We start from the raw sequence: 24328 nt of genomic DNA on the forward strand, positions 1-24328 counted from the left end.
TACATTTAACACATGCGGTCCGAACTCATTTTCCAAACCCCTTACTGGTTTATTGTCTTCTGTCTGGTGGCAGGCGCTGCTTATGCATTCCTGCTTTACCAACCGACGGCGCCCTGGGGTAAAAAATGGAATTATGTGCTCGCATCATTAAGAGGACTGGCGGTTGGAATGATCTGCTTTCTGCTGTTAGGGCCTCTGGTTCGCAAGACGGAAACTTCTGTTGATAAAGCTAAAATCGTTTTTGCGATCGACAATTCTGAGTCTGTCAAAGGACCAGGAACCGCATTGATGAAGCAGATTTCGGGCGCTGTCGCTGATCTGGAATCGTCTGGTTTTGAGGTGAGTGTGCAAACATTGGAAAAAGATTCGCGTTCACCAGTTCCGGATTCGATCCGTTTTGATGCCAGGAAGACAGACTTGTCTGAAATGCTGCAAACGGTGAAAACCAACTTTGAAGGAAGGAACCTGACGGATGTTATTTTGCTTTCCGATGGGGTTGTTAATCAGGGGATTTCTCCTGCTTATAACCGTTATCCATTTAAAGTGAACACATTGGCGGTTGGTGACACGGTTCCCGATCTGGATATCCGGATTAAAGATGTGGTCAGCAACCGGATCGCCTATCTTGGAAATGAATTTCCGATCCGTGCCGAAATCGCTGCGAATGGCCTGGCCGGAAAATCCACAACGATCACATTGAAGCAGAACGGACGCACGGTTGCTAGCCAGCAGGTTATGGTGGACCGTCCTTCATTCTTCAAAGCATTTGATTTCAAGGCGTCGTCAACCCAGAAAGGTGTGCAGCATTACACATTGGAATTGGGCGGAATAGCCGGTGAAACTTCACCGAGGAACAACAAAAAAGATATTTATATAGACATTATAGACGGCCGGCAAAAAATTCTGCTGATGGCTTTGGCGCCGCATCCTGACATTAAGAGCATTCGCAGCCTGGTAGAAGCCAATGATAATTATGAGCTGGACGTGAAGATTTTGTCCATTTCAAATACACCCGTTGCAACTGCCAAGCCGTATGATTTGATCATTTTACATCAGATTCCTAATGTGCTCGGGCTTGGTAATGCGCAGGTCCGTAATTTCATAGAATCCAAAACGCCGCTTTTCTTTATTCTGGGCAACCAGTCCGCGGTGCCGCTCGCCAATTCATTGAACCGTTCTTTGATCATCAATACGTCCAATAATCAGATCGATAAGGTTACGGCACGCTTTAATCCGGCTTTTCAGCAATTGAATTTTGATCCTGAACAACTCAAATTATTAGAGCGCCTTCCGCCATTATCCGTTCCTTTCGGTGATTACAATATCTCCTCAGGCACAGAAACCATTTTATTTCAAAAAGTAGGAACATTAAACACCAGCAAGCCGCTGTTGGTTTTGAATACAAATGGTGGGCAAAAAACAGCGGTTCTGGCAGGAGAGGGGATATGGCAATGGCGGCAGGAAGAGTTTGCGCAGACGAATAAGCAGGAAGTCGTGGATAACTTGTTTCAGAAACTGATCCAGGTGCTTTCGGTAAGAGAGGATAAGCGGAAATTTCGCGTTTACCCTGTTCGCAACGAATTTGAAGCTGGCGAGCAGGTCACTTTTCAAACTGAGATATACAACGATATCTACGAGCAGATTTACGGACAGGAAGTGAAGCTGGATATCACAAATGAAAAAGGCGTCACCAGGCAATTTACCTACACACATTCCAAAGAAAATCCGCGTTTCAATGTAAGCGGGCTGTCAGACGGTGTTTACCGATTTTCGGCTTCAACATCGCTGCGTTCCGGGCAGGAGAAAGTGGCCGGGCAGTTTGTGATCAGCAATGCGGATCTTGAATTGAACAATACGACGGCTGATTTCGGGATGTTGCGCGAACTTGCCAACCGCTCGGGCGGAACTTTCACTACGCCCGCAACTTTCAGTGATTTTATTTCAAAACTCAAAGAAAACCGCCCTTCTGACCGGCTCGACAGCAGCGAAGAAATGGTCGAGATCATTTATATGAAGTGGTTGTTCTTCCTACTGGTCCTGCTTCTCGGCGCAGAATGGGGCCTAAGAAAATACCATGGCGGATATTAACAGGCGTTTTTTATCATGTTTCTTGCTGCTAATCCTGGCTATCTGCCTCTCTCCTTCAGTATCTGCCCAAACGGATTCGTTACAAAAAGGGAATTGGCAAACCGATTCTTCGCGGATTGATACATTAAAAATCGTTGCGAAAGATTCGGTTCCGGCGGATGTGAGACCAAATTACCGGATGTTACGTGGCATTTTTGCAGCGCAGTCGGCACTGTATCTCGGAACGATTTACGGCCTGAGCAAATCCTGGTATAAAAACCCATTGACCAAGTTCACATTTAAGGACGACACGGGCGAGTGGCTCCAAATGGACAAAATGGGGCACGTTTACACATCATATCAGATTGCGCGGCACACCGCAGAGTTGTATAGGAAAACAGGAATTTCAAAACGTCAAATGTTGGTCTACGGCGCCATCTCAGGTATTTATTTTTCCAAACGCCGATTGAAATTCTGGATGGCTTCTCGCCTGATTACGGCTTCTCTCCCGGTGACATGGTCGGTAACATTGCAGGGTCAGTTATTTATTTAGGCCAAATCGCACTTTGGGATGAAGTGCGCATTCAGCCGAAATTTTCTTTTCATTATACTTCCCTGGCGCGCGTCCGTCCGGAATTGCTGGGAAGCACCCGTTCTGAAAGCTGGCTGAAAGACTATAATGGTCAGACTTACTGGTTTTCGGGAAGCCCTGGAACATTCTTCAAAAATAGCGGCTGGCCTGCCTGGCTTTGTCTTTCAATTGGTTATGGAATCCATGATATGGTTTCGGCTGAAAAAGAGAAGAGTATCGAGCGGGGTTATCGCCCTTACCGGCAATATTATTTGTCCCTCGACATTGATCTTACAAAAATTAAAACAAAAAGTAAGTTTGTGCGCACGATCGGTTTTTTTGCTAATTCGATCAAAATCCCGGCGCCCGCATTGCAATTCAGCAAAAAAGGCATTGATTTTAAACCGTTTTACTTTTAGCAATTGTTGCTAAAGGATATGGCCTTACGGGCCGTCATTGAGTTCAATCAGATTAAGTATGAATATTGGAGATAAAGTAAGGCTTGTGCATGGACGGGAAGAAGGTGTGATTTACGCTTTTTTGCCCGGAAACATTGTGGAAATAGAAATTGAGGATGGCTTCCGGATTCCTGTGCTGCGCAACGAGATCGTGACTATTTCACCCATTGAAAGCCAGCGACTTGTCAAAGAACCAGATTCAAAAAAGATCAAATCGCAGAGTGATGTTATTGTGCCCAGAAATGCGCCGTTTGCGGAAAAAGGAATTTTCCTGGCTTTCGTTGCCGTAAATGACAGGGCGGTGACGATGCATCTGATCAATAACTCCGATTGGGTGTTGCCTTTTACGGCTGTTGCTGTTAATGAGCAGGTTAGTACAGGGTTAGCGGGTGGTGTTTTGCAGCCGCGGACTGCGCAAAAATTGTCGGAGCTGATTATGAAGGACTTCGAAATCTGGCCCGTGTTCGAGTTTAAAATACTCTATTACAGGGAAGGTAACCATGCTTTGCCGCAGGCTTTAACCAAAAGGATTAAATGCAGGGCGCAATCATTTTACAAAAATAAAGGCAAGGCGCCTGTGTTAGGAAAGGATGCGTTTGTATACCAGATCGATGAGGAAAATTTGAAAACTGAAATACATGCAAGTCCTGAAAATCTTTCCAACGATTTGAAAACGAGCCTGATGGGAGGAGGTAAGGTGGAAACGCCCGTGCTGGAAAAGCCTGAGCAGGTTGTGGATCTGCATATTGAAAAGCTGACCAAGCATGTAGGCTCTCTTTCGAATGACTCTATCCTTAAAACGCAGCTGGCCGCGTTCGAAAGCAATCTTGAATCAGCGATTGCAAACGGAATGGAAGAAATCACATTCATTCATGGCGCCGGAAGCGGGGTTTTAAGGACCGAATTACACAGGAGACTCGGCAAAAATCAGCATGTTAATTATTTTAAAGACGCTCAAAAAGAAAAATTCGGATACGGTGCAACCCTCGTCAAAATTAAATAAGTGGCTCACTAATTGCCTGAATGTATTGTTGATCATGGCATTTGCGCTCAGCATTTGGCAATGCCGTTCTAAAAGCACCTCCCCGAAAGCGCCCATGGAAGAATATAAGTACTCCGTTGATGAGATCCAGAATGAAAAGCACCTCTCGGTGCTGAATGTTCCGGTAGAAATCCCGATTGCCGAGATTGAAAATCAGATCAATGCGAAAATAAAAGGACTCATTTATGAGGATAACAGCTATGAGGATGAGGATAATGACAATCTGAAAGCGAAGGTTTGGAAAATAAGTCCTATAAAGGTGGTTGCAATTGATTCTTCATTTTTGTTTGAAGTCCCTCTTAAAATATGGGTAAGCGCCGGTTATAAAATCAGTCCTCTGGGCATCACTATGTCGGGCTATAAGGATACTGAATTTTCCATACGCATTCGGCTGATCTCGAAGTTGGGGATTTCACCTAACTGGGCGATCAAATCGGAAACATATGTGGATAGCTACGATTGGATAAGCGACCCGAATGTAAAAGTTGCCGGCATTAACATTCCGATCAAGAGCATGGCGAGCAGGCTTTTGAATAAAAATTTTGAAAAAATAACACAGGCAATTGACGAACAGGTTGCCAGCAACATTGAGCTCAAAAAGAATGCAGAACTCGCCTGGAACATTGCCAGGCAGCCCGTTTTGCTGTCGAAGGAATTTGATACATGGCTGGCTATCGTGCCGACAGGCGTTGTTATGACGCCTTTGTTGGCCAGGAATGGTATTCTTCGCTCGGTTATCGGTATTAAAGGTTACACGCAAACGATTACGTCGGCGACCAAGCCTGCTATTCCTGCGGTTTTGAGGTTACCGAATTTGCAGATAGTCAATAAGGTCTCAGAGGATTTTAAAGTCGGACTTATCAGTGTCGTGTCTTATAAAGAAGCTGCGAGACTGGCAACGGCGAAGTTTGCGGGCGAAAAATTTTCTTTCCTGGCCGGGCAGTACAATGTAGAAGTCACTTCGATTGATATGTATGGTCAGAATGAAAAGCTGGTGATCAAGGCAGGACTGAAAGGCAGTATCAATGGTGATATTTACCTGAAAGGCGTGCCGCATTATGATCCTGTAAGCCAGCAATTGTCATTGAAAGGCCTTGATTATGATTTGGATACGAAAAACTCGATTGTTAAGACGGCGGGTTGGCTGTTACAAGGCCAGTTTAGCAGGATGATGGAGAAAAAGATGGTGTTTCCGGTGGGCGGACAGATCAGCGATGCGAAAAAAACAATTCAAAAGGCGCTGTCCAATTTAAAAGTAACCGAGGGTGTCATTTTGAAAGGCAGCTTAACGGATATTACACCTGACAAGGTTTATTTAACACCGGAACACCTTTACGCTGTTGTATTTGCGAACGGAAATGTTAATTTGAAGGTCAATGGATTAAAGGGAATTTGACACAAAAATTCTGCAAAAATCCGCGTCATTATCATAATTTTTTACTTTTAATAGTATATTGACTGCTGATCGAAAGAAAGTATTTCTTAGCTTTGTGGTCAGAGGAAAGGAATAAGCTGACCTACCGCTGCGGTTTCGGCCGGAGAGGAAAGTCCGGGCAGCAGAGAGCACCGTACTTCCTAACAGGAAGGCAGCAGGCCGGAGACGGAATGCTGACAGCAAGTGCCACAGAAATTATACCGCCCTGGCATGTTTTTTATGTGACAAGGTAAGGGTGAAATGGTGGAGTAAGAGACCACCGCTCTTTGGGTGACCAAAGGGGCACGGTAAACCTTACGGGCTGAAAGGTCAAATAGGTGTCAATCCGTGGGGCTGCTCGTCCCCGTCTTTCGGGACATTGACACGGGTAGATCGTTAGAGGTTCCGGGTGACCGGAATCCTGGATAAATGGTAGGAGCTTGATGCTGGTTCGCCAGCTTAGAGTAACAGAATCCGGCTTACAGGCTTATTTTTTTTCTTATATTGAGTTAATTAATTAGTGAATATTTGAATCACATAACTGGTGTTTCCCATGAAGAGAAAGAATCTTTACGTTGCTTTTATTTGTTTTTCCCTGCTGAGTTTGAATACGTTTGCCCAAAACCGGACGTACGAAGGGCCCAATAAGATGAACACCTGGTCCATCACAGGTTACGGGGGGATAACCAAGTTCTTCGGTGACATCAAAGAGTACGATTTCAAAAGGAGTAATAATGAGAAATTGACAGGAGGCTGGGGCCTTTCTATTAATAAGCAGTTATCTCCGCTTTTTGGGGTTCAGATCGTTGGTTACAATGGCCAGCTGCAAGGCTCAAAACAAGGTCACATGAGCCGCATCACAGGCGATTCTTACGATGTGGTCTTCAACAGCCCTTCTTTCGTTCAAGTAACAATCGACGGAACGCTTAATGTTAACAGGCTGCTTTTCGGTTACAAGAAATTGAGAAGATGGAAAGTTGACGCGCATTTGGGAGCTGGAATTATCTACTACCACACTGATTTGACTGCTACCAACACAAATCCACGAAGTGAATTCTTCGGAAACACTTACGAAGTATCGACAAATACAGACGCTAGTTCAAAAACAGCCGGTAAATGGGAACGCAACGGTTCTACATATACAAGAGAATGGGTTGTACCTGCCGGACTAGCCGTACATTATGAACTAACCCCAAGATTTGACCTAGGCCTAGACTTTACTTACAATTACGTAAATACTGAGAAACTGGATGCAACCGTAGGCGGTTTGAGCGATTACCGTACTCAAACTGGAATCTGGACGTTTGCAAAAGACGATTCTAAAAATGACGGATGGGGAATGGCTTCGATCGCATTGACTTACAAACTTGGTAAGAATGCAGTAATGGCGAAAAAAGGCAAATATGATGCTGGAAGCGGTCGTTACCACTTGCGTTGGGCAAATCCACAGTCTTTAATCCCTGTTCCTTACAATCCGACAATGGAAGATGCAGATTCAATCGCAAAAGCAAACATGCCTAAGCCGGTTGATCCACGTCTTTACACAGATTCAGATGGTGACGGTGTAGCCGATCTGTTCGACAAAGAGCCAAACACACCAATTGGAAGCATCGTTTCAGGTGGTGGAGTTGCAATGGATCTGGACAAAATCATCAGAGACGCAATCAAAAACAACTTGCCGAAAGACGAGTGTGAGGCATTGTTCAGCAATATCGAATTCGATACTGACAAGGCGATCATCCGCAATCCTTCAAAAGAAACTTTGAGCAAAGTAGTTGAGCTTCTGAACATGCGTACAAACTGCCGCATCGTTCTGGTTGGTCACACAGATGCTCGTGCTTCTGATGCTTATAACGTATCACTTTCACGTCGTCGTGTTGATGCTGCGAAACGCTTCCTGATCCGTGCCGGAATTACTGATCCTAGCCGTATCATTGTGGAACATTACGGTGAGTATCGCCCAATCGCTGAAAACACAACAGTTGAAGGCTTGCAGTCTAACCGTCGCGTTGAAATCAAGATCTTGCCTAATAACACGATCCGCTCAACATATCCTGCTGGTTTCCGCCCATAGGATTTGGTTAAAACATATTGAAAAGGAAGGTAAGCGTTTACCTTCCTTTTTTTGTGCAAGCTGTTCGAGAATTCAGTAATTTCACTTACCTTTGCACCCTGTTTAATTTAGGGACGAGTTCCCGATCATAACAAATTCAATAATGGCAGTTAAAATTAGGTTGGCGCGTCGTGGACGCAAGAAGAAGGCGATTTATGATATCGTAGTCGCAGATGCCAGAGCACCACGTGATGGTCGCTTCATCGAAAAATTGGGTATCTATAACCCGGGAACAAACCCTGCTTCCATCGTTTTGGAATCAGATAAAGCAGTTGATTGGCTTTTGAAAGGTGCGCAACCGACGGATACAGCACGTTCTATTTTGCAACATGAAGGTGTAATGCTTAAAAAACACTTGCAAGTAGGCGTTATCAAAGGTGCAATCACGCAAGAAGTTGCTGATTCACGTTTTGAAGAATGGAAAGGATCAAAAACAGACCGTAAAGCAACTGCTGCTGATACGTTGTCTCAGAAGAAAGATTCTGACAGACAAGCCAGACTTGAAGCTGAGCGTAAAGTAAGCCAGACTCGTGCGGAAGCAATCGCTAAGAAAAATGCGCCTCCTGTTGAAGAAGCTCCTGAAGTTGAGGAAGCGGAAGCGGCTGTTGACACAGTGACAGAAGAAGTTTCTAACGAAGTTGCAGAGGAAACAACAGCTACTGAAACAGTAACTGAGGCTCCGGAAGCTGAGGCAGCTGCACCAGTGGAAGCACCTGTTGCGGAAGCACCAGCTGAAACACCTGCTGCGGAAGCACCAGTTGAAACTCCTGAGGCTGCGGCAACAACAGTTGAAGCTCCTGAAGCTGAGGCACCAGCATCTACTGAAACTCCTGCAACGGATGAATCGGCAGAGAAAAAAGCTGAGTAATTAGCGTTAAAATACAATCTTTATGAGTCTGTCGGTGATCCGTACAGACTCATATTGTTTTATACTTACACCAATATTTAATAAGCAGGTGACACAAGACAATTGTTATTTATTAGGTTATATCGTCCGCACGCACGGAACGGCGGGCAATGTTGTCATTTTCCTTGACGTAGATTATCCCGAGGAATATGAAGATCTCGACGCAATTTATGTTGAAATCAAGGGAGAGCTTGTCCCTTATTTTATTGAAAACTTCAACTTACAGAAGCAGGCCAATGCCATTGTGAAGTTTGAGGACATTAATACGATAGAAAAGGCACAGGCGCTTGTCGGAAGCTCACTTTATCTGTCCCTTGACGAGCTGGAAGAGCTGAGTAACGAGGAGTTTTATTATCATGAAATCAAAGGCTTCACGGTTGTAGATCAAACTGCCGGGACACTTGGTGTCGTGCGCGAAGTTTATTCCCTGAATGGCCAGGACCTGATCGCAATGGATTATCAGGGCGTAGAAGTGCTTATTCCAACTGCCGCTGACATTGTGTTAAGAGCTGATAAAGATAACAAGCAACTTATGGTAAATTTGCCTGAGGGTTTATTGGAAGTTTATCTTGACAATTCTGACTCTGAAAATACGCCAGACGATGCGGATTGATATTTTGACATGCGTTCCGAATCTGCTGGATAGCTTTTTTGCACATTCTATCCTGAAACGTGCCCAACAAGGTGGTTTTGTGGAAGTGATGGTGCATGATATCCGCGATTACTCAGTTAATAAGCATCGGACGATTGATGATTATGCATTTGGCGGAGGGGCCGGGATGGTCTTGCAAATCGAGCCCATTGCACGGTGCATTCGTGGTTTGCAGGAGGAGCGGAGTTATGACGAGATTATTTATCTCACACCGGATGGAGAGCTGATGCAACAGCCTATGGTGAACCAGCTTTCTCTGAAAGGGAACATTATCATGCTATGCGGCCACTACAAAGGGGTGGACCAGCGCGTGCGGGATATGTTCATCACCAAAGAAGTTAGTATTGGAGATTACGTGCTTTCGGGTGGAGAACTTGCCGCGGCTGTCCTTTCCGATGCCATTATACGCTTGCTTCCGGGTGTGCTTAATGATGAGACTTCGGCATTAACGGACTCCTTCCAGGATAACCTCCTTGCACCGCCTGTATACACGCGGCCAGCTGATTTCGAAGGCCATAAGGTTCCTGAGATCCTGATGTCGGGACATGAAGCTAAAATAGAAGAATGGCGCTATGAGCAATCCGTTCAGCGAACCAGGGAACGTCGCCCGGATTTATTATAACATTAAAAATCCAGGCTGCAATTGATCCACTCATTGTCGAAGTTGGTGCCGTACTTGCGGTAAAATCCAACGGCTGACGTATTCCAATCCAGCACCTGCCACAACATGCCCGTGCAGCCGGTTTGTTTGGCAGCTGCTACGGTCGCATCGAACAGGATCTTGCCTATGCCATTCCCGCGCATATCCTCTGTCACGATAATGTCTTCCATGTATAATCTTTTCCCTTTCCAGGTCGAATACCGGTAATAGTACAGCGACATGCCGATGATCCTGGAATCCGATTCGGCCACAAAGAAGTCATACAATTTTTCATTATAGTCACGGGTCATTTTTTCGACATTGTTCGAAACTTGATCCAGCGCTCGTTCATAAAGCGCCAGTTCTTTGACCAATTCAAAAATTGCAGGGATGTCTTCTAGGTTTCCGGGTCGGGTTGAGATTGTCATAGCTTGGTTTTATAAATATCCAGTAAGAGTTTAGAAGATACAATTTCCTACTGATTGTTCGTATAGATTTCCCACTTTTCTAGAATTGCCTGAAAGTTTTTGGGAAGTTCGGTGTCAAATTGCATCCATTGCCTTGTGGCAGGATGTACAAATCCCAGGGACTTTGCGTGCAGTGCCTGGCCAGGCAGCAGATCAAAAAGATTTGTTACCATGGCTTTATAACTGCCATTTGACGGCCCGCGCAGGATTTTGTCGCCGCCGTAAGTGGTGTCATTAAAAATCGGATGGCCAATGTGCTTCATATGTGCCCTGATCTGGTGCGTACGGCCCGTTTCAAGGTTACATTGAACAAGTGTGACGTAGTGAAAGGATTGGATGGTCTTGTAATGCGTGATCGCATGCTTCCCCTGGCTTCCATCGGGGAAGACGTCCATTACACGACGATCTTTTGCACTCCGCCCAACGTTTCCGGTTATAGTTCCTGATTGCTCCTTGGGCTCTCCCCAAATCAAAGCGTTGTAGGTCCGCTCAATGGTGTGATCCGAAAATTGTTTGGCTAAAAACGTCATCGCAAATTCGGTTTTTGCAATAACAAGCAGGCCAGAGGTGTCTTTATCAATGCGGTGAACCAATCCCGGCCGTCCTTCGCCATTTCTACCTGTGGGCAGTTGCTGAAAGTGATAAACCAATGCATTAATCAGCGTTCCCGACCAGTTTCCGAATGCCGGGTGAACAACCATGCCGGTTGGCTTATTAACAATCAGAAGCACTTCATCTTCATAAATAATGTCAAGCGGAATGTTTTCGGGAATAATCTCCGTATCGCGCGGCGGCTCTGGGAGGGAAAGGGTAATGACATCCAGCGGCTTTACTTTATAACTCGCTTTGGTAACCAGCCCATTCACCTTTACGGCTTCCGCATCAATTCCATTTTGTATTTTTGTCCGCGAAGCATTTGCGACATGTAAGCTCAGATATTTGTCCAGCCTGATCAATCCCTGGCCTTTGTCAGCAACAATCCTGTAATGTTCAAACAAATCATCTTCTTCTGAGGCAATCTCAATATGGTCTTCGGACATTCGAAATGGTCATTTATTATAAACAAAATTATCAAAATAAGTGGATTTAATAAGTGCCGTGCTCCCCACCCCGATAGAGAGACTTTCCAATGTCATGACGGAAGCTGCCGGTATAACGTTGTACATCAAGCGTGATGACCTGATCCATCCGACGGTGTCCGGTAACAAATGGCGGAAGCTGAAATACAATTTGCTCGAAGCCAGCAGCCAGGGATATACACGCATTCTGACATTCGGCGGTGCGTTTTCCAATCACTTGTATGCCACTGCGGCTGCGGGTAATGCCTTGGGTTTTGAAACAATCGGCGTTGTAAGGGGCGAAGAATTAGCAGAAAAGCTTTCGCCCACATTGCTATTTTGCCAGAATCAAGGAATGCAGCTGTATTTCGTATCGCGGTCGGAATACAAGCTGAGGAGCTCGGATAATTATCTGCTGGATCTCGCTACAAAGTTTGATCATCCTTTTATAGTCCCGGAAGGCGGTACTTCCACATTAGCATTGCAGGGCGTGGCGGAAATGGTGCCGGAAGTAAATGTGCAACTGGCTAAAACCGCTAATTACTTTGCCGTTGCTGCGGGCACGGGCGGAACAGCAGCCGGACTGCTATCTGCTGGCGCAAACGTGCTTGCTTTTTCAGCATTAAAAGGCGGGGAATTTTTGAAAAATGACATTAGCATGCTGTTAAGCAACCAACATTCATCCGGAAGTTTACAGCTCTTTACAGATTACCATTTTGGAGGCTATGCCAAATGGAACCCGGAGCTTATCGCGTTCATGCAGAATTTTAAGGACGAATTTGGCATCCAGCTCGAACAGGTTTACACGGCTAAAATGTTCTTCGGGCTTTTTGATCTGATCCGTAAAAATCATTTTCCAAAAGGCACTACAATCGTTGCCGTGCACACGGGCGGCTTGCAGGGATTGCTTAAAGCATAGGCAATTCAGGACAGGGCGGGGATTTCTTCGTCGCTGTTCGCTGATTTTGTTCTGACAAATTCTTTGATCAGATCTTTTTCTCCTGCAATCCACAATACATCATCGTTTTCAATGATCATCGACGAATCGGGGTTGAGGATGCGCTCGCCGTTTCTTTCCAGCCCTACAATCATCCCACGCGTTTTTTCCCTGATTTGACTGCTTCGGATACTTTTTCCACGGATCTGATACTCGCTTCTCACTTCCACGCGTTCCAGCACAATGCTGTCTTCGTGCGCCATATAGACGTCCCCATTCGTGCTCACCTCAATATGCCCCCGGAAGATATCCAGCTGGTCGTCCGTCCCGATAACTTCGATGCGGTCACAGGGATACAGCACTTCGGTAGGGCGGGGGAGATAAATCGTTTTACTGCCGCGCTCGATCAGCACAACATTGATCCCAAAATTTTCCCTGATCTTTAATTCCTGCAAAGTTTTGCCAATAAGAGAGGAATCGGCGCTCACTTCCAGAAACGCAAAATGCGCGTCCCAGGGCAGCAATATCATTTTGGATTTTCCACTTCCTTCCAGCTGTCTTGCATTTAAATTTTGCAAAAAGCGCTCTTCAATGCGGGTGTAAAAGGTTTGTAATCTTTGATAAAAAATTGCAAAACCCAGGATCATAATCCCGCCGGCTACGGCCAGCGCGGTGGGCGTAGCAAAAAAGGAGTTGAGCAGAAAACCCATTAATAAAATAGCAATCAGCACGCGTGAAAGTTCTAGCAACAGCAACGGGCCGCGGCTGAATTTCCGGCTTAACCAGATCGCTGAATAAGCTTTCCTATTGGATCTTTTGAAAATGAGCGCCCATAGGAATGGAGAAATCAAAAGAAATGTAATGCCAAACAATACGGCATTGGTAATGTAAGTTTCCGGAACCCTGGTATGCAATTGATCCGCGAGCTGACGCGAGGAGGCCATAACAATCCCGATGATCACCACCGAATTTAGTATAACCGTTTGTGAATAGGATTTCAGGATCTGGTTCCAATGCGTGGTCTGGACAATCGTTTCGGTGCTGGTGCTATATCTGTTCAGATAATGTTTCCACCGCTCCGGCAGCCGTTTTTCGAGCCATTCTGAAAGCGGTTCGGAGGCTTTCATCATGTAAGGCGTCGTAAATGTGGTGATGACAGAAACCCCCACCGCAATCGGATAAAGAAAACTGCTTGTTACGCTCAGCGAAAGTCCCAGGTTGGCAATAATGAATGAAAATTCACCGATCTGCGACATGCTCATTCCGGACTGCAATGAATTTTTGAGTGGCTGTCCCGAAATGATGGCGCCCAGTGAAACGAATGTTGTTTTACCTAAAATCACAACCAAAACCAGGATGGCTGTCGGCAATGCATATTCCACCAGCAGGCCTGGATTAATCAGCATTCCGACCGATATAAAGAACACCGCACCAAAAAGATCTTTCAATGGTTTCAACAAATGCTCGATCTTTTCGGCATGGGTAGTTTCAGCCAGGATCGAACCCATGATGAACGCGCCAAGCGCTGCCGAAAAGCCCGCCTGCGTTACCAGAAAAACCATCCCAAAGCATAATGCCACAGAGGTGATAAGGACGCTCTCGTCGTTCATTAGCTTTCTGTAACGCCTGAGAAGCGTGGGAAACACAAATATGCCGCCCAAAAACCATAATGTCAGGAAGAAGAATAGTTTGAGGATAGATTGTAACAGCTCCATCCCAGCAAATTGCTGACTGATAGAAAGCGTGGAAAGTAACACCATGAGCAGCACTGCCGTCAAATCCTCGATCACCAGGATGCCCAGCACGACGCGGGTGAATTTCTGTGTTTTTAACCCTAGTTCATCAAAAGCCCTGAATATGATCGTGGTGGAGGAAATCGCGATGATCCCACCCAGAAAAAGACTGTCTGTTTTGCTCCATCCCAGCAGCTGGCCCGTTGTAAAACCAGTGGTCAGCATCATTCCTACTTCAAACAAACCCGTTATAGCGGCTGTATTGCCGACCTTGACCAGTTTTTTAAAACTAAATTCGAGACCTAAGTTGAAAAGCAGGAAAATCACACCAATCTCTGCCCATATCTCGATGGTTTTAATGTCAGTGATGGTTGGAAATAAGTTGAAATTAGGACCTACAAGCAATCCAGCCAATATGTAACCTAAAACGATGGGCTGTTTTAATTTTTTGAAAATAAGGGTAATGATACCCGCCATCGTGAGTATTAATGAAAGGTCGACAATCAGTTGCGGAACGTGCGTCATATAATGGTTTAGTGGCGAATATTTTCTTGAGGTCAATAAAATACAAAAAGCCTCTGACGTATCAAAGGCTTTTGTAATGCAATCGTATAAAAAGTTGGGTTACAGCATCAACCTACGCTGCCTTCCAAACTGATTTCCAGTAATTTCTGTGCTTCCACTGCAAACTCCATCGGAAGCTGGTTCAGCACTTCTTTTGCGTAACCATTAACAATCAATGCAACCGCCTGCTCGGTAGGAATTCCGCGTTGATTACAGTAAAAAAGAATGTCTTCACCAATCTTCGAAGTGGTTGCTTCGTGTTCCACAGTTGCGGAAGGGTTGCTTACTTCAATGTATGGGAATGTATGCGCCCCGCATTTGTCACCCAATAACAGGGAATCGCATTGCGAAAAGTTTCGCGCTTTTTCGGCTTTCTTGAAAACCTGCACGAGTCCTCTGTACGAATTCTGGCTCTTACCGGCTGAAATACCTTTTGAAACGATACGGCTCTTCGTATTCTTACCGATATGGATCATTTTCGTCCCCGTATCAGCTTGCTGCATGTTATTAGTAACCGCAACAGAGTAAAATTCACCAATTGAATTATCGCCTTTCAGGATCACCGAAGGATATTTCCACGTGATCGCCGAACCGGTTTCAACCTGCGTCCATGAGATTTTTGAGCCAGCACCGTCACAAAGACCGCGTTTGGTTACAAAGTTGTAAATCCCGCCTTTTCCGTCTTTATCGCCCGGATACCAGTTCTGAACAGTTGAATATTTAACATTCGCATTCTCATGTGCGAAGATTTCCACAACAGCCGCGTGCAGCTGGTTTTCATCACGCATCGGCGCTGTACAGCCTTCCAGATAACTTACGTGGCTATCAGCATCGCCAATAATCAGCGTACGCTCAAATTGTCCTGTTCCCGCAGCATTGATACGGAAATAAGTGGAAAGCTCCATCGGGCAACGAACGCCTTTTGGAATGTAGACAAAAGAACCATCAGAGAATACAGCAGAATTCAATGCTGCATAATAGTTGTCTTTCGGTGGAACAACCGATCCCAGATATTTCTGAACCAGTGCAGGATGTTCACGAATAGCCTCGCTGATGGAACAGAATATAATACCCTTTTCTTTCAGCGATTCTTTAAATGTTGTAAAAACCGATTCAGAGTCCATAACAGCATCAACCGCGATGGAAACGCCTGAAAGTCTCTTTTGCTCGTTAAGGGAAATTCCCAGACGCTCAAAAGTGTCACGCAATTCCGGATCAATGTCATCCAGACTGTCAACCTGCTTTTTCTTTTTAGGCGCCGAATAATATTTGATTGCCTGAAAATCGATTTTTGGATAATGTACGTTAGGCCACTTGGGTTCAGCCATAGTAAGCCACAAATGATAAGCTTTCAAACGCCACGCAAGCATCCACTCCGGTTCATTTTTTTTGGCTGAGATAAACCTGACAATATCATCATTCAGCCCCATAGGAGCTTCATCTGCTTCAATATCAGTTACAAAACCATATTTGTATTCCGAACTGGTGATTTCCTCCAACAATTCATCTTCTTTGCTCATAGTCTAATTATTATCACACTGTGTTTCGTTTAATAGTAACACAGAGAACGGGGATTGAGTTTATTGAGAACATCAAAAATACACAAAAATGCGGATTTATAGGTAAGCTCCCGTCGAAAGATAGTTCTTCACATAGTCATCAATTCCTTCTTCCAATGAGGTAAAAGGACGTGTGAAACCGATGGAGCGAAGTTTGCTCATATTGGCCTGCGTGAAATACTGATATTTATCCCTGATATCTTCCGGAGTGTCTATATACGAAATGTCAACCGGCCTGTCCATTGCATTGAATGTGCTTGTTACCAGGTCTTTGAATGTCCGGGCGCGGCCGCTTCCAAGGTTATAGATTCCGGAGTTTTTGCGGTGATGCATGAAGAAAATGCAAACGTCGATCAGGTCTTTTACATAAATAAAATCACGCATTTGCTCGCCGTCCTGGAAATCGGGGTTATGCGAGCGGAAAAGCTTCATTTTCTCCGTTTTATTGATCTGATTAAAGGCATGCATAACTACGGAAGCCATCCTTCCTTTGTGATATTCATTCGGGCCGTATACATTGAAAAACTTCAATCCTGCCCAGAAAAACGGTTTTTTCTCTTGCTGTAATGCCCAGATATCAAACTCATTCTTAGAGTCGCCATATGGATTCAGCGGTTTAAGCTGTGATAATGTTGATTCGTTATCATCGTAACCGTGCTCGCCAAGTCCGTAAGTGGCTGCTGACGAAGCATATACAAGCGGAATCTGGCAAGCAACGCATTTCTCCCAGATCTGCTTGGAATAACTCACATTCAGTTCCTCAAAAATATCCCTGTCAAATTCTGTCGTATCAGTCCGTGCGCCGATGTGAAAGATGAATTCAACATCCCGGTTGTTTTGATCAAGCCAGTCGAAAAGCGAAGTTCTTTCCACTTTTTCCTGAATTGTTTTTCCTGCAAGATTTTCTGCTTTCTCGATTTTAGAAAAATCATCGACTGCGATAATGCTTTTGAAACCGTCCTTATTTAGTCGGCTGATAAGCCCGCTGCCAATGAATCCGGCTGCACCTGTTACGATAATCATGGGAGAGATATATGTGATTTTTATTATTATCCTCTTGTTAAGCTGCAAAACTACGGATACAAGATGTAATTTTGTACCCTATTTATTAAGGGAGAAGAAGATTTATGATTTACGTAACAAGAAAAGAGCATTTTAACGCAGCCCACCGTCTTTTCAATCCGGCATGGTCTGAGGAAAAAAACCAGGAAGTGTTTGGGCCATGTGCTAACAACAACTGGCACGGACACAATTTTGAGCTGATTGTTACTGTAAAAGGAAAGCCGGATCCGGACACGGGATTCGTGATCGATTTAAAGGTGCTGGGTGACATTGTGAAAGAGAAAGTGGTGGACAAAGTGGACCATAAAAATCTCAATTTGGATGTTGATTTTATGCAGGGCAAAATGGCTTCCTGTGAAATTTTTGTAACCGAAATATGGAATATCCTTGCGCCTGCCATCGCTGCCGCATCCCCGCAGTCCAAGCTGCATTACATTAAGCTGGTTGAAACGCCAAAGAATTTCGTAGAGTATTACGGCGAATAAGCGCCAACTGACTAGTCCAGATGAAATATTACCTCATTGCCGGAGAGCGTTCGGGAGATTTGCATGGTTCCAACCTCATTGGTGGAATCCGTGAGAATGATCCTGATGCGCAGTTCCGTGGCTGGGGAGGGGATATGATGGCGGCCTCGGGCATGGAACTGGTTACACATTATAAGGACACTGCTTTCATGGGTTTCCTGGAAGTTGCGCTCAACCTTCACAAAATTTCTGGTTTTCTTAAAAAATGTAAAGCCGATATCCTTGCATACAAGCCGGATGCATTGATCCTGATCGACTACCCGGGCTTCAATCTGCGCATTGCGTCATTTGCGAAGTCAAAAGGCTTGAAGGTTTTCTATTACATTTCTCCCAAAGTGTGGGCCTGGAATCAGAAGCGGGCATTAAAGATCAAACAGAATGTAGATCATATGTTCGTGATCTTTCCCTTTGAAATTGATTTTTACAAAAAATTCGATTACAAAGTAGATTACGTCGGCAATCCGCTGATGGACGCAATCGCAGCATTCAAGCCCGATCCTGACTTTAAGCAAAAGAACAATCTGGAAGCCGATAAGCCTGTCATAGCATTACTGCCGGGCAGCAGGCAGCAGGAAATCATCGGCATGCTGGACATTATGCTGACTGTTCAGCCCCATTTCCCCGATTATCAATTCGTCATTGCTGGCGTAAGCAATTTGCCCCAAACATTGTATGAAAAATACATTGCAGCTCACAACGCCATCATTGTGTACGAATCCACCTATGATTTGCTGAACATTGCGGATGCTGCATTGGTAACTTCCGGCACAGCAACTCTGGAAACCGCCTTATTCAGTGTTCCCGAAGTGGTTTGTTACAAAACGAGCACATTCTCCTATGCCATCGCCAAGCGCCTCATCCGCGTGCCTTTCATCTCGTTGGTTAATCTTATTTTAGACAAAGAAGCGGTTAGAGAGCTGATCCAGGATGAATTAAACGAGAATCAGCTGGTCAGCGAATTAAAGAAGATCCTACCCGGCGGAGTTAAGTATCAACAGCAAATGCAGGACTACAAAACGCTGCAAACCATGGTAGGAGGGCCTGGGGCGTCTGGCAGAGCGGGTGGATTTATAGTTGGATATTTGAAATAATGAATAAAATTTTTGACATCACTAAAATACAGCGAATAACCCTGTACCAGCCATGGACGAAAAAGAGTATCCATTAAAAAAAGAGGGCCTTTTGAGCCAGGCGGAAACGAACTCATCCATTCAAATCATAGATTACAATCCCACCCATGCAAAGGCATTTTACGATTTGAATTATGCATGGATATCAGAAGCTTATGAAGTGGAGCCGGAGGATGAAAAAGTCCTTGACGATCCCGAGAGCTATTACCTGAAAGACGGTGGTGCCATACTAATAGCGCTTTACCAAAACGAAGTTGTAGGGACATGCGCATTGAAACAAGGCGAGCCGGGCACGTTGGAAATGAGTAAAATGACTGTTTCGAAAGAAATGCGAGGCAAAAAAATCGGAGATCTGCTGGGTAAGGCGATCATTGAAAAAGCGCGCGATTTAGGAGCGCAAAAAATCATTCTTTATTCCAACAAAAAAGGCTCAGCAGCCGGCATCAATCTTTATAGGAAGCTGGGTTTTGTTGAAGTGCCGCTAACCGGTCACAACTTCAAGCGCGCAGATATCAAAATGGAATTGGCATTGTAGCAAGTCAATTTGATCCTGATAATACAGGGATTATCCTGTCTCACGTTTTGCGCTTCTTCTTCCGTGCCGAAGGGAACAAAACATTGTTCAATATCAATCGGTAACCCGGCGAATTGGGATAAAGATTCAGGTCCGTGGGCATTCTGCGACCGCCTCCGCCGCGTCCTTCGGGATCGTGACCACCATAGAATGTCCATTGTCCACGGCCGAGTTCGCCATAGATGTAGCGATCCGAAGAAGCTGCTGTTCCCATCACGAGTACGCTTGGTTTGACGGTTTTTTTTGAGAATGCGAAAGTCTGACCCATAAATTCCCTGATCAGATGTTCATGATTCTGAACAAGCATGGCCGGTATTACATCCCATTTGGCAGAAAAATCAAATAACGAAAAATAGGCCCCTTCTTCGCCCCAGCTGCGAAAACCTCCCGCGGAAGAATTAATGTCGGAAAATGTCATCCCTTCATATTCATCCAGCGCGAGTTTGAAATTCTGGAATGCGAATGTTTTTTCAAAATCGAGTTTGGACTGTGCGTCAGGATCCACGCCGTCGCCATCCATATTGTCGACAATATCAATGCCCTCGGCTGCTAATGCAATGTCGAAAGTCTCTGCGCCGGAGCACATGGCAAACAGGAACCCGCCGCCTGCACAGAATTCCTTTATTGCTTTTGCAACGGCCAGCTTCATTTGCGGCACTTTGGCAAAACCAAACCGGCTCGCAATGGCTTCCTGCGCTTTCACATCTGCGGGCGTGGTCCGTCGCAGACTTTTGCCAAATTGCCCTGTGAAATCTTCGTGATGCAAATGCAGCCAGTCGTATTTCGGCAGGTCGCCTTTCAGGATTTCTTCATCGTAAATGACTTCAAAAGGAATCTCGGCATATTTCAAAACCAGTAAAACAGCATCCGTATTCTCGAACTCGGACGGGCTGATTTTGATAGGAGAATAAACGGCGATTTTAGCGGCCTTATGCAGCTTGATCAGATCCATATTCACGTTCGGATCACTGATCTGGCTCACAATCTGCGCGCTGGCGGATTCGGATAGCACTTCATAGGAAACAGCGCGGAGCTTGCATTCATTCTCAATGGACTTACTGTAAGCCACTTTGAAAGCCCCGCCCCGGTAGTTAAGCAGCCAGTCAACGTCAATTTCCCCGTTCAGCAACATGTACGCGAGGCCATAAGCCTTCAAGTGATTTGTCTGCGTGTGATCCATCGGGATCAGGATCTGATTCGCAAAGGTGTTTTGCGAGACGAGCACCAAAATGAGTATTATAAACCTCTTCAGCATAACGTGACAGGTTAAATTTCCAGCGCCAGAAAACAGGGGAGGGTAAAATCAAATTTAACGAATAATCACGATATTAAATGCTTGCCAGTAAGTGAATTAGTTATTTTTTTCTTAGATCAAAATTCGGTTTTAAAGGTAAGAAGGTGTTACGAAAAGCGGATGATATGTTTGAAAGGCGTAAAGCCGGTCAGGAACACAGTGGGCGCTTCCACAGGTGGGAGCGCGCCGCGTAATGCAATGTTCTTGTGCAAGCCAATTCCCGGTCCAAAAGAAATTGTGTCACCATTCAAGCTGTAACTCCCGGTCCCCTCTTTCAGCAGCCACGAATCTTTGGCTTTTTCAATCTGGGTAAGCCCGGTGAATGTTCCGCCCGGCCTGAAAATAAGTTCAAGAGCCAACGGGACGCGTTCAGTGCCGGAGGTTTGGATCTCGATCTGCATGCCATTATCCGTTTCGCTGATCAGGATTTTTGTTTCCAGGGTCTGCACTTCACTAACAGGCCGGAAGAGGCGCGGCATTTTCTCCCAGTCTCCGTCTTTGGCAATAAAATCTTTGGGATAGGGTTGGTAATAAGGTCCTTCCAATGTCTGAGTAAGTTCCCACGTTTTTCCCTGCTCAACAATTTGCTCCGACTGAAACTGACCTTTGCCAAAAAACGAAGAGGCCAGTCGCACGCCCTGCAAAACCGCATTTCCTTTCATAAATGTAAACCAGGTAGGGTTGTTGGCGATCAATGTGCTGTCCCAGTTTCCCCGGCGGATGCGGACGAGGCCCGAATTTGGGTAAGTTTTGACATAGTTAACCGGCAGCGGCTTGGGAGCGGGCAAGTCTTTCCATAATGTCTGGTCGGCGAGGTAATAGTCCAGGAAACCGCCGATTTTAAGCCCGGCCGTCTTTTCGATCATCTGGCACATTGCTGCATACCCACCGTTTTGATCTTTCAAAGCCATATAGCGATAAGGATAATAATAGTTTTCCAATGTCCCTATTAATGCCTTATCCTGCCGACCTGACGCATCGGTAACGATTTCGCCATTCGGATGAACGTAAAACATCGTCATATCCAGGTTCTTCCGTACGTTGTCCAACAGTTCTGGTTTGTTGAAGCCATTCGCAATCGTGATAAGCAGCCGATCGGTCAGTGAGGAATAAATAAAAGTGCTTTTTTCATTGTATTGCCCATCCTCATCCATATCAATGTGTTCACCGAGCCATTCTTCCGCCCTGGCCACATACTTGGGATCGGGCCAGAGCGAGTTGAGCCTGGCCAGCGCCGCACACACCACCCATCTGTGATTGGGCGTGTGTATCCCACCGACCGACAATGCATTTCCGCCCCGGATCAGGAAGGTTTCAAGGTTTGCGAGCATTTTTTCAGAACCTTTTGTCCCTGATTTCTGAATGAGCGTATATGCGGTTGCGAGGCGCTTCACGAGAAATCCTGTATCCGGCGTCGAATGAAAATTGGTGGAAAGCAAATCAATGGTTCCATCCGCATGCTGCGTTTTGACAAGATATAATGCTGCCAGGTCCATATCAGCCAGTAATTCGGGCGATTGAAAAAAGCGGGAGTTCGAAGACGAGATTGCATTGCCGCCTGCCTGGATCAGTGCGGATGTAGTGTGTGGATTAACAATGTCAAAAGCGTCCATCAGGCCACCATATGCGGGGTTTGCAGCATCCTTAATCTGCAATTTTCTGATCGCCTCTACACCGATATCATTTTGTTTTACCAGCGTATCCAACCATTCCGGCATTTTTTGTATCTTCTTGGTTACAGTGCTGAATGAGAGCGCTGAGGTGATGGGTAATGTGCAGATTCCAGCAGCCGCCCCTTTTACAAATATTCTTCTGTTCATTGTAGGATATGGTTCTTATGCCTTCAAAAGGAGCGGAAACGAAGGGGTTACTTGCTGATAGAACTTATACTACATTATTTCCATTATTTGTGCCGGATGCATTGGATTTGAATAAAAATTAGAACAAATTTGATCCCGATTTTACAACTAGTAAGAATGTTTTGTTTGCCGTTTGCTAACTGCGTTTTCAAAAGCCCGAAGTTTTCGAGAGCTTTAATATGCCTTTTTGGCCTTCTCCACACCATCTATTACATTTTGTTTGCCGGAAATTTCAAATGAAAACAACGCTACTACGCAATTTAAGTTTGGGCTACCTTCTTTTGCCTAACCTGATTTTTTCGCTGGGATGGTTTCGGTTGCCTTTGTCCGTTATGCTTGCGCTGGCGATCATCTGCATTTTCGTTTATAATTATCGCCTCGAAAAAAACAATCTGGCCGAACTCAGCAGCAAGCAGCTGGTTCAGATATCCGTTATTTCCTTGCTCATTATTGCATTCTCGGGTATAGGGGGATTTTGCTTCCAGGCATTTGACTACTGGGCACATAATTCAAAATACTACACGCTCTTCAATCATTCCTGGCCGGTTTTATTTAAGGCAAATGGCCGTTATGCTTGTCATTATTTCGGCTTTTTCCTGGTTCCCGCGCTGATCTCCAAAATGCTGGGCGAATTATCAGGAATAGCACTTTATCTGTGGGCTTCTCTGGGCCTGTTTCTTGGGTTTTGCTGGATATTCATTTTTACGGGAAAAAGTTATCTGTCGCTCGTGCTGTTCCTTTCGCTGGGAGGCATAGGGCATTTGGTGAAAGTGGTTACTTTGAGGTTAATCGGTCTCAATTATCACGTGCCCCCGTTTTTCACAGAAATCTGGCCCGTGCTTTATCAGGCGCAATGGGCGCCTAACCAGCTAATCCCGATCATCATTGTTTCGTCCATTCTCTTCCATGATTATGTGTATTTGAAAAAGCCCGAACGCAGCTTCCTGGCCGTAATCGCCATTTTTATCTGGGGGATTTTCCCTTCGATCGTTTTTGTGATCATTTTCTCAATGCTTATCCTGCTGCGTTATGGCAGGGATATCAAAGCATTTTTCCAACGTCAGGTGCTGATTGACATTCTCGTTCCCGGCCTGATCTTCATCCCGACTTTCTTCTATTTCTTGTCTGGTAAAAGTTCGGTTATAGCAGGTTTTATATGGCAGTTCAACCCTTTGAACGAGATCGCATTTCACTATTTCTTTGGTGTGGTCATTGATCTGGGCGTGCTGATCGGCATTGTGTTCATCCTGAACCTTCATAAAAACATCAACCGGGACATCATAGTAGCATTGTTTACGCTCCTTATCCTGATTTCGCTGGTGAGAATGGGTAAATGGAACGACTGGTTCCTGAGAGGCAATACACCGGTTTTGACATTGCTCTCGCTTTTTATCCTGCAAGGTTTTTCCACCTGGATCAAAGAGCATCCGCATTGGTACAAGCAGAAAGTGGCATATCCTTTAATGATATTTCTTTTGCTGGGCCTTGTGGTTCCTATGTCGCAGATCCGGCGTGCCTTGCAGGAGAATGTGGTTACGTCCATGCTTTTCCCGGACAAGGTGAAATTTACTCCTTATCCTTACAATCAGTTTGAAGATTTTTATGAGCTGGGCCTGAGCATTTATTCCCAGCAGGAAGCCAATCAGTTTCTAGGCCAGAAAGGGTCTATCTACGAATTGTATTTAGCACGATAACACAAACCT

The 24328-nt window shown here is 45.2% G+C and carries 21 protein-coding genes and 1 other RNA gene; 15 read left to right on the forward strand and 7 right to left on the reverse strand.

What is annotated here, in order from left to right; genetic code table 11:
- Positions 1-12: 12 nt before the first annotated feature.
- The 10 genes from NFI80_RS24480 to trmD all read left to right on the forward strand — a co-directional run bounded on the left by NFI80_RS24480 (position 13) and on the right by trmD (position 9846).
- Complete coding sequence (locus NFI80_RS24480; RefSeq protein WP_235159454.1) at positions 13-2088, forward strand: VWA domain-containing protein; 2076 nt, start codon at positions 13-15, stop codon at positions 2086-2088.
- Complete coding sequence (locus NFI80_RS24485; RefSeq protein ID WP_252172082.1) at positions 2075-2620, forward strand: YfiM family lipoprotein; 546 nt, start codon at positions 2075-2077, stop codon at positions 2618-2620. The genes NFI80_RS24480 and NFI80_RS24485 overlap by 14 nt, the downstream gene beginning before the upstream one ends.
- Positions 2584-3057, forward strand: coding sequence for a hypothetical protein (locus NFI80_RS24490; protein WP_252172083.1), 474 nt, complete (start codon positions 2584-2586; stop codon positions 3055-3057). Before NFI80_RS24485 ends, NFI80_RS24490 begins: the two co-directional genes overlap by 37 nt.
- Positions 3058-3115: 58 nt before the next feature.
- A complete protein-coding gene (locus NFI80_RS24495) occupies positions 3116-4099 on the forward strand; it encodes a Smr/MutS family protein (protein ID WP_235159456.1) in 984 nt (327 codons plus the stop codon).
- Positions 4100-4193: 94 nt separating this feature from the next.
- Positions 4194-5534: a DUF4403 family protein gene (locus NFI80_RS24500; RefSeq protein WP_235159457.1), complete on the forward strand. Its 1341-nt coding sequence runs from the start codon at positions 4194-4196 to the stop codon at positions 5532-5534.
- 108 nt (positions 5535-5642) lie between these two features.
- An RNA gene (gene rnpB / locus NFI80_RS24505) (RNase P RNA component class A) lies at positions 5643-6050 on the forward strand.
- Between the two features lie 55 nt (positions 6051-6105).
- Positions 6106-7626 carry an OmpA family protein gene (locus NFI80_RS24510; RefSeq protein ID WP_235159458.1) on the forward strand — a complete coding sequence of 507 codons (1521 nt, stop codon included), beginning with the start codon at positions 6106-6108 and terminating at the stop codon, positions 7624-7626.
- Between the two features lie 142 nt (positions 7627-7768).
- Positions 7769-8533: a 30S ribosomal protein S16 gene (locus tag NFI80_RS24515; protein ID WP_235159459.1), complete on the forward strand. Its 765-nt coding sequence runs from the start codon at positions 7769-7771 to the stop codon at positions 8531-8533.
- Between the two features lie 88 nt (positions 8534-8621).
- Complete coding sequence (gene rimM, locus NFI80_RS24520) at positions 8622-9185, forward strand: ribosome maturation factor RimM (protein WP_235159460.1); 564 nt, start codon at positions 8622-8624, stop codon at positions 9183-9185.
- Entirely contained in the window at positions 9175-9846 is a 672-nt protein-coding gene (gene trmD, locus NFI80_RS24525) for a tRNA (guanosine(37)-N1)-methyltransferase TrmD (RefSeq protein WP_235159461.1), read from the forward strand. Before rimM ends, trmD begins: the two co-directional genes overlap by 11 nt.
- Positions 9847-9848: 2 nt before the next feature.
- Here the strand turns inward: trmD and NFI80_RS24530 are convergent, their stop codons facing one another.
- Both NFI80_RS24530 and NFI80_RS24535 read right to left on the reverse strand, forming a co-directional pair.
- The gene (locus NFI80_RS24530) at positions 9849-10292 is read right to left on the reverse strand and encodes a GNAT family N-acetyltransferase (protein ID WP_233797007.1); all 444 of its coding nucleotides are present in this window, start codon (positions 10290-10292) and stop codon (positions 9849-9851) included.
- A 47-nt stretch (positions 10293-10339) separates the two neighbouring features.
- The gene (locus NFI80_RS24535) at positions 10340-11371 is read right to left on the reverse strand and encodes an RluA family pseudouridine synthase (RefSeq protein WP_235159462.1); all 1032 of its coding nucleotides are present in this window, start codon (positions 11369-11371) and stop codon (positions 10340-10342) included.
- A 40-nt stretch (positions 11372-11411) separates the two neighbouring features.
- On the opposite strand from NFI80_RS24535, the gene NFI80_RS24540 reads away from it, so the two are divergent.
- Positions 11412-12308 carry a 1-aminocyclopropane-1-carboxylate deaminase/D-cysteine desulfhydrase gene (locus NFI80_RS24540; protein WP_235159463.1) on the forward strand — a complete coding sequence of 299 codons (897 nt, stop codon included), beginning with the start codon at positions 11412-11414 and terminating at the stop codon, positions 12306-12308.
- Positions 12309-12313: 5 nt separating this feature from the next.
- Here the strand turns inward: NFI80_RS24540 and NFI80_RS24545 are convergent, their stop codons facing one another.
- From NFI80_RS24545 to rfaD, 3 genes are all read right to left on the reverse strand, one after another.
- Positions 12314-14584, reverse strand: coding sequence for a monovalent cation:proton antiporter family protein (locus NFI80_RS24545; protein WP_235164138.1), 2271 nt, complete (start codon positions 14582-14584; stop codon positions 12314-12316).
- A 107-nt stretch (positions 14585-14691) separates the two neighbouring features.
- Positions 14692-16143 carry a Fe-S cluster assembly protein SufB gene (gene sufB / locus NFI80_RS24550; RefSeq protein WP_026631702.1) on the reverse strand — a complete coding sequence of 484 codons (1452 nt, stop codon included), beginning with the start codon at positions 16141-16143 and terminating at the stop codon, positions 14692-14694.
- 96 nt (positions 16144-16239) lie between these two features.
- The gene (gene rfaD, locus NFI80_RS24555; protein WP_235164139.1) at positions 16240-17205 is read right to left on the reverse strand and encodes an ADP-glyceromanno-heptose 6-epimerase; all 966 of its coding nucleotides are present in this window, start codon (positions 17203-17205) and stop codon (positions 16240-16242) included.
- A 104-nt stretch (positions 17206-17309) separates the two neighbouring features.
- On the opposite strand from rfaD, the gene NFI80_RS24560 reads away from it, so the two are divergent.
- Genes NFI80_RS24560 through NFI80_RS24570 form a run of 3 tightly spaced genes read left to right on the forward strand, consistent with a single transcriptional unit; the run spans position 17310 to position 19433 of the window.
- Positions 17310-17729, forward strand: a complete 420-nt coding sequence (locus NFI80_RS24560) for a 6-pyruvoyl trahydropterin synthase family protein (protein WP_233797002.1) — start codon at positions 17310-17312, stop codon at positions 17727-17729.
- Positions 17730-17749: 20 nt separating this feature from the next.
- Positions 17750-18859 (forward strand): lipid-A-disaccharide synthase, encoded by a 1110-nt coding sequence (gene lpxB / locus NFI80_RS24565; protein WP_235164140.1) that lies wholly within the window; start codon positions 17750-17752, stop codon positions 18857-18859.
- A gap of 52 nt (positions 18860-18911) precedes the next feature.
- Positions 18912-19433, forward strand: coding sequence for a GNAT family N-acetyltransferase (locus tag NFI80_RS24570; RefSeq protein WP_235164141.1), 522 nt, complete (start codon positions 18912-18914; stop codon positions 19431-19433).
- A gap of 40 nt (positions 19434-19473) precedes the next feature.
- Here NFI80_RS24570 and NFI80_RS24575 read toward each other — a convergent pair whose 3' ends face one another.
- Together NFI80_RS24575 and NFI80_RS24580 are read right to left on the reverse strand one after the other, a co-directional pair.
- Positions 19474-20727, reverse strand: a complete 1254-nt coding sequence (locus NFI80_RS24575) for an asparagine synthetase B (protein WP_235164142.1) — start codon at positions 20725-20727, stop codon at positions 19474-19476.
- Between the two features lie 146 nt (positions 20728-20873).
- A complete protein-coding gene (locus NFI80_RS24580) occupies positions 20874-22586 on the reverse strand; it encodes a hypothetical protein (protein WP_235164143.1) in 1713 nt (570 codons plus the stop codon).
- Positions 22587-22861: 275 nt separating this feature from the next.
- Between NFI80_RS24580 and NFI80_RS24585 the strand changes: the two genes are divergently transcribed.
- Complete coding sequence (locus NFI80_RS24585; protein ID WP_233796995.1) at positions 22862-24319, forward strand: hypothetical protein; 1458 nt, start codon at positions 22862-22864, stop codon at positions 24317-24319.
- Positions 24320-24328 lie beyond the last annotated feature (9 nt).

Source organism: Dyadobacter chenhuakuii (assembly GCF_023821985.2).
GTDB classification, from domain to species: domain Bacteria; phylum Bacteroidota; class Bacteroidia; order Cytophagales; family Spirosomataceae; genus Dyadobacter; species Dyadobacter chenhuakuii.

What these genes read in the sequence shown, in the direction of transcription:
- NFI80_RS24480 (WP_235159454.1), top strand. Translation starts at nt 13, where the DNA reads ATGCGGTCCGAACTCATTTTCCAAACCCCTTACTGGTTTATTGTCTTC.
- NFI80_RS24485 (WP_252172082.1), top strand. Translation starts at nt 2,075, where the DNA reads ATGGCGGATATTAACAGGCGTTTTTTATCATGTTTCTTGCTGCTAATC.
- NFI80_RS24490 (WP_252172083.1), top strand. Translation starts at nt 2,584, where the DNA reads ATGGTCGGTAACATTGCAGGGTCAGTTATTTATTTAGGCCAAATCGCA.
- NFI80_RS24495 (WP_235159456.1), top strand. Translation starts at nt 3,116, where the DNA reads ATGAATATTGGAGATAAAGTAAGGCTTGTGCATGGACGGGAAGAAGGT.
- NFI80_RS24500 (WP_235159457.1), top strand. Translation starts at nt 4,194, where the DNA reads ATGGAAGAATATAAGTACTCCGTTGATGAGATCCAGAATGAAAAGCAC.
- NFI80_RS24510 (WP_235159458.1), top strand. Translation starts at nt 6,106, where the DNA reads ATGAAGAGAAAGAATCTTTACGTTGCTTTTATTTGTTTTTCCCTGCTG.
- NFI80_RS24515 (WP_235159459.1), top strand. Translation starts at nt 7,769, where the DNA reads ATGGCAGTTAAAATTAGGTTGGCGCGTCGTGGACGCAAGAAGAAGGCG.
- trmD (WP_235159461.1), top strand. Translation starts at nt 9,175, where the DNA reads ATGCGGATTGATATTTTGACATGCGTTCCGAATCTGCTGGATAGCTTT.
- NFI80_RS24530 (WP_233797007.1), bottom strand. Translation starts at nt 10,292, where the DNA reads ATGACAATCTCAACCCGACCCGGAAACCTAGAAGACATCCCTGCAATT.
- NFI80_RS24535 (WP_235159462.1), bottom strand. Translation starts at nt 11,371, where the DNA reads ATGTCCGAAGACCATATTGAGATTGCCTCAGAAGAAGATGATTTGTTT.
- NFI80_RS24545 (WP_235164138.1), bottom strand. Translation starts at nt 14,584, where the DNA reads ATGACGCACGTTCCGCAACTGATTGTCGACCTTTCATTAATACTCACG.
- sufB (WP_026631702.1), bottom strand. Translation starts at nt 16,143, where the DNA reads ATGAGCAAAGAAGATGAATTGTTGGAGGAAATCACCAGTTCGGAATAC.
- rfaD (WP_235164139.1), bottom strand. Translation starts at nt 17,205, where the DNA reads ATGATTATCGTAACAGGTGCAGCCGGATTCATTGGCAGCGGGCTTATC.
- NFI80_RS24560 (WP_233797002.1), top strand. Translation starts at nt 17,310, where the DNA reads ATGATTTACGTAACAAGAAAAGAGCATTTTAACGCAGCCCACCGTCTT.
- lpxB (WP_235164140.1), top strand. Translation starts at nt 17,750, where the DNA reads ATGAAATATTACCTCATTGCCGGAGAGCGTTCGGGAGATTTGCATGGT.
- NFI80_RS24570 (WP_235164141.1), top strand. Translation starts at nt 18,912, where the DNA reads ATGGACGAAAAAGAGTATCCATTAAAAAAAGAGGGCCTTTTGAGCCAG.
- NFI80_RS24575 (WP_235164142.1), bottom strand. Translation starts at nt 20,727, where the DNA reads ATGCTGAAGAGGTTTATAATACTCATTTTGGTGCTCGTCTCGCAAAAC.
- NFI80_RS24580 (WP_235164143.1), bottom strand. Translation starts at nt 22,586, where the DNA reads ATGAACAGAAGAATATTTGTAAAAGGGGCGGCTGCTGGAATCTGCACA.
- NFI80_RS24585 (WP_233796995.1), top strand. Translation starts at nt 22,862, where the DNA reads ATGAAAACAACGCTACTACGCAATTTAAGTTTGGGCTACCTTCTTTTG.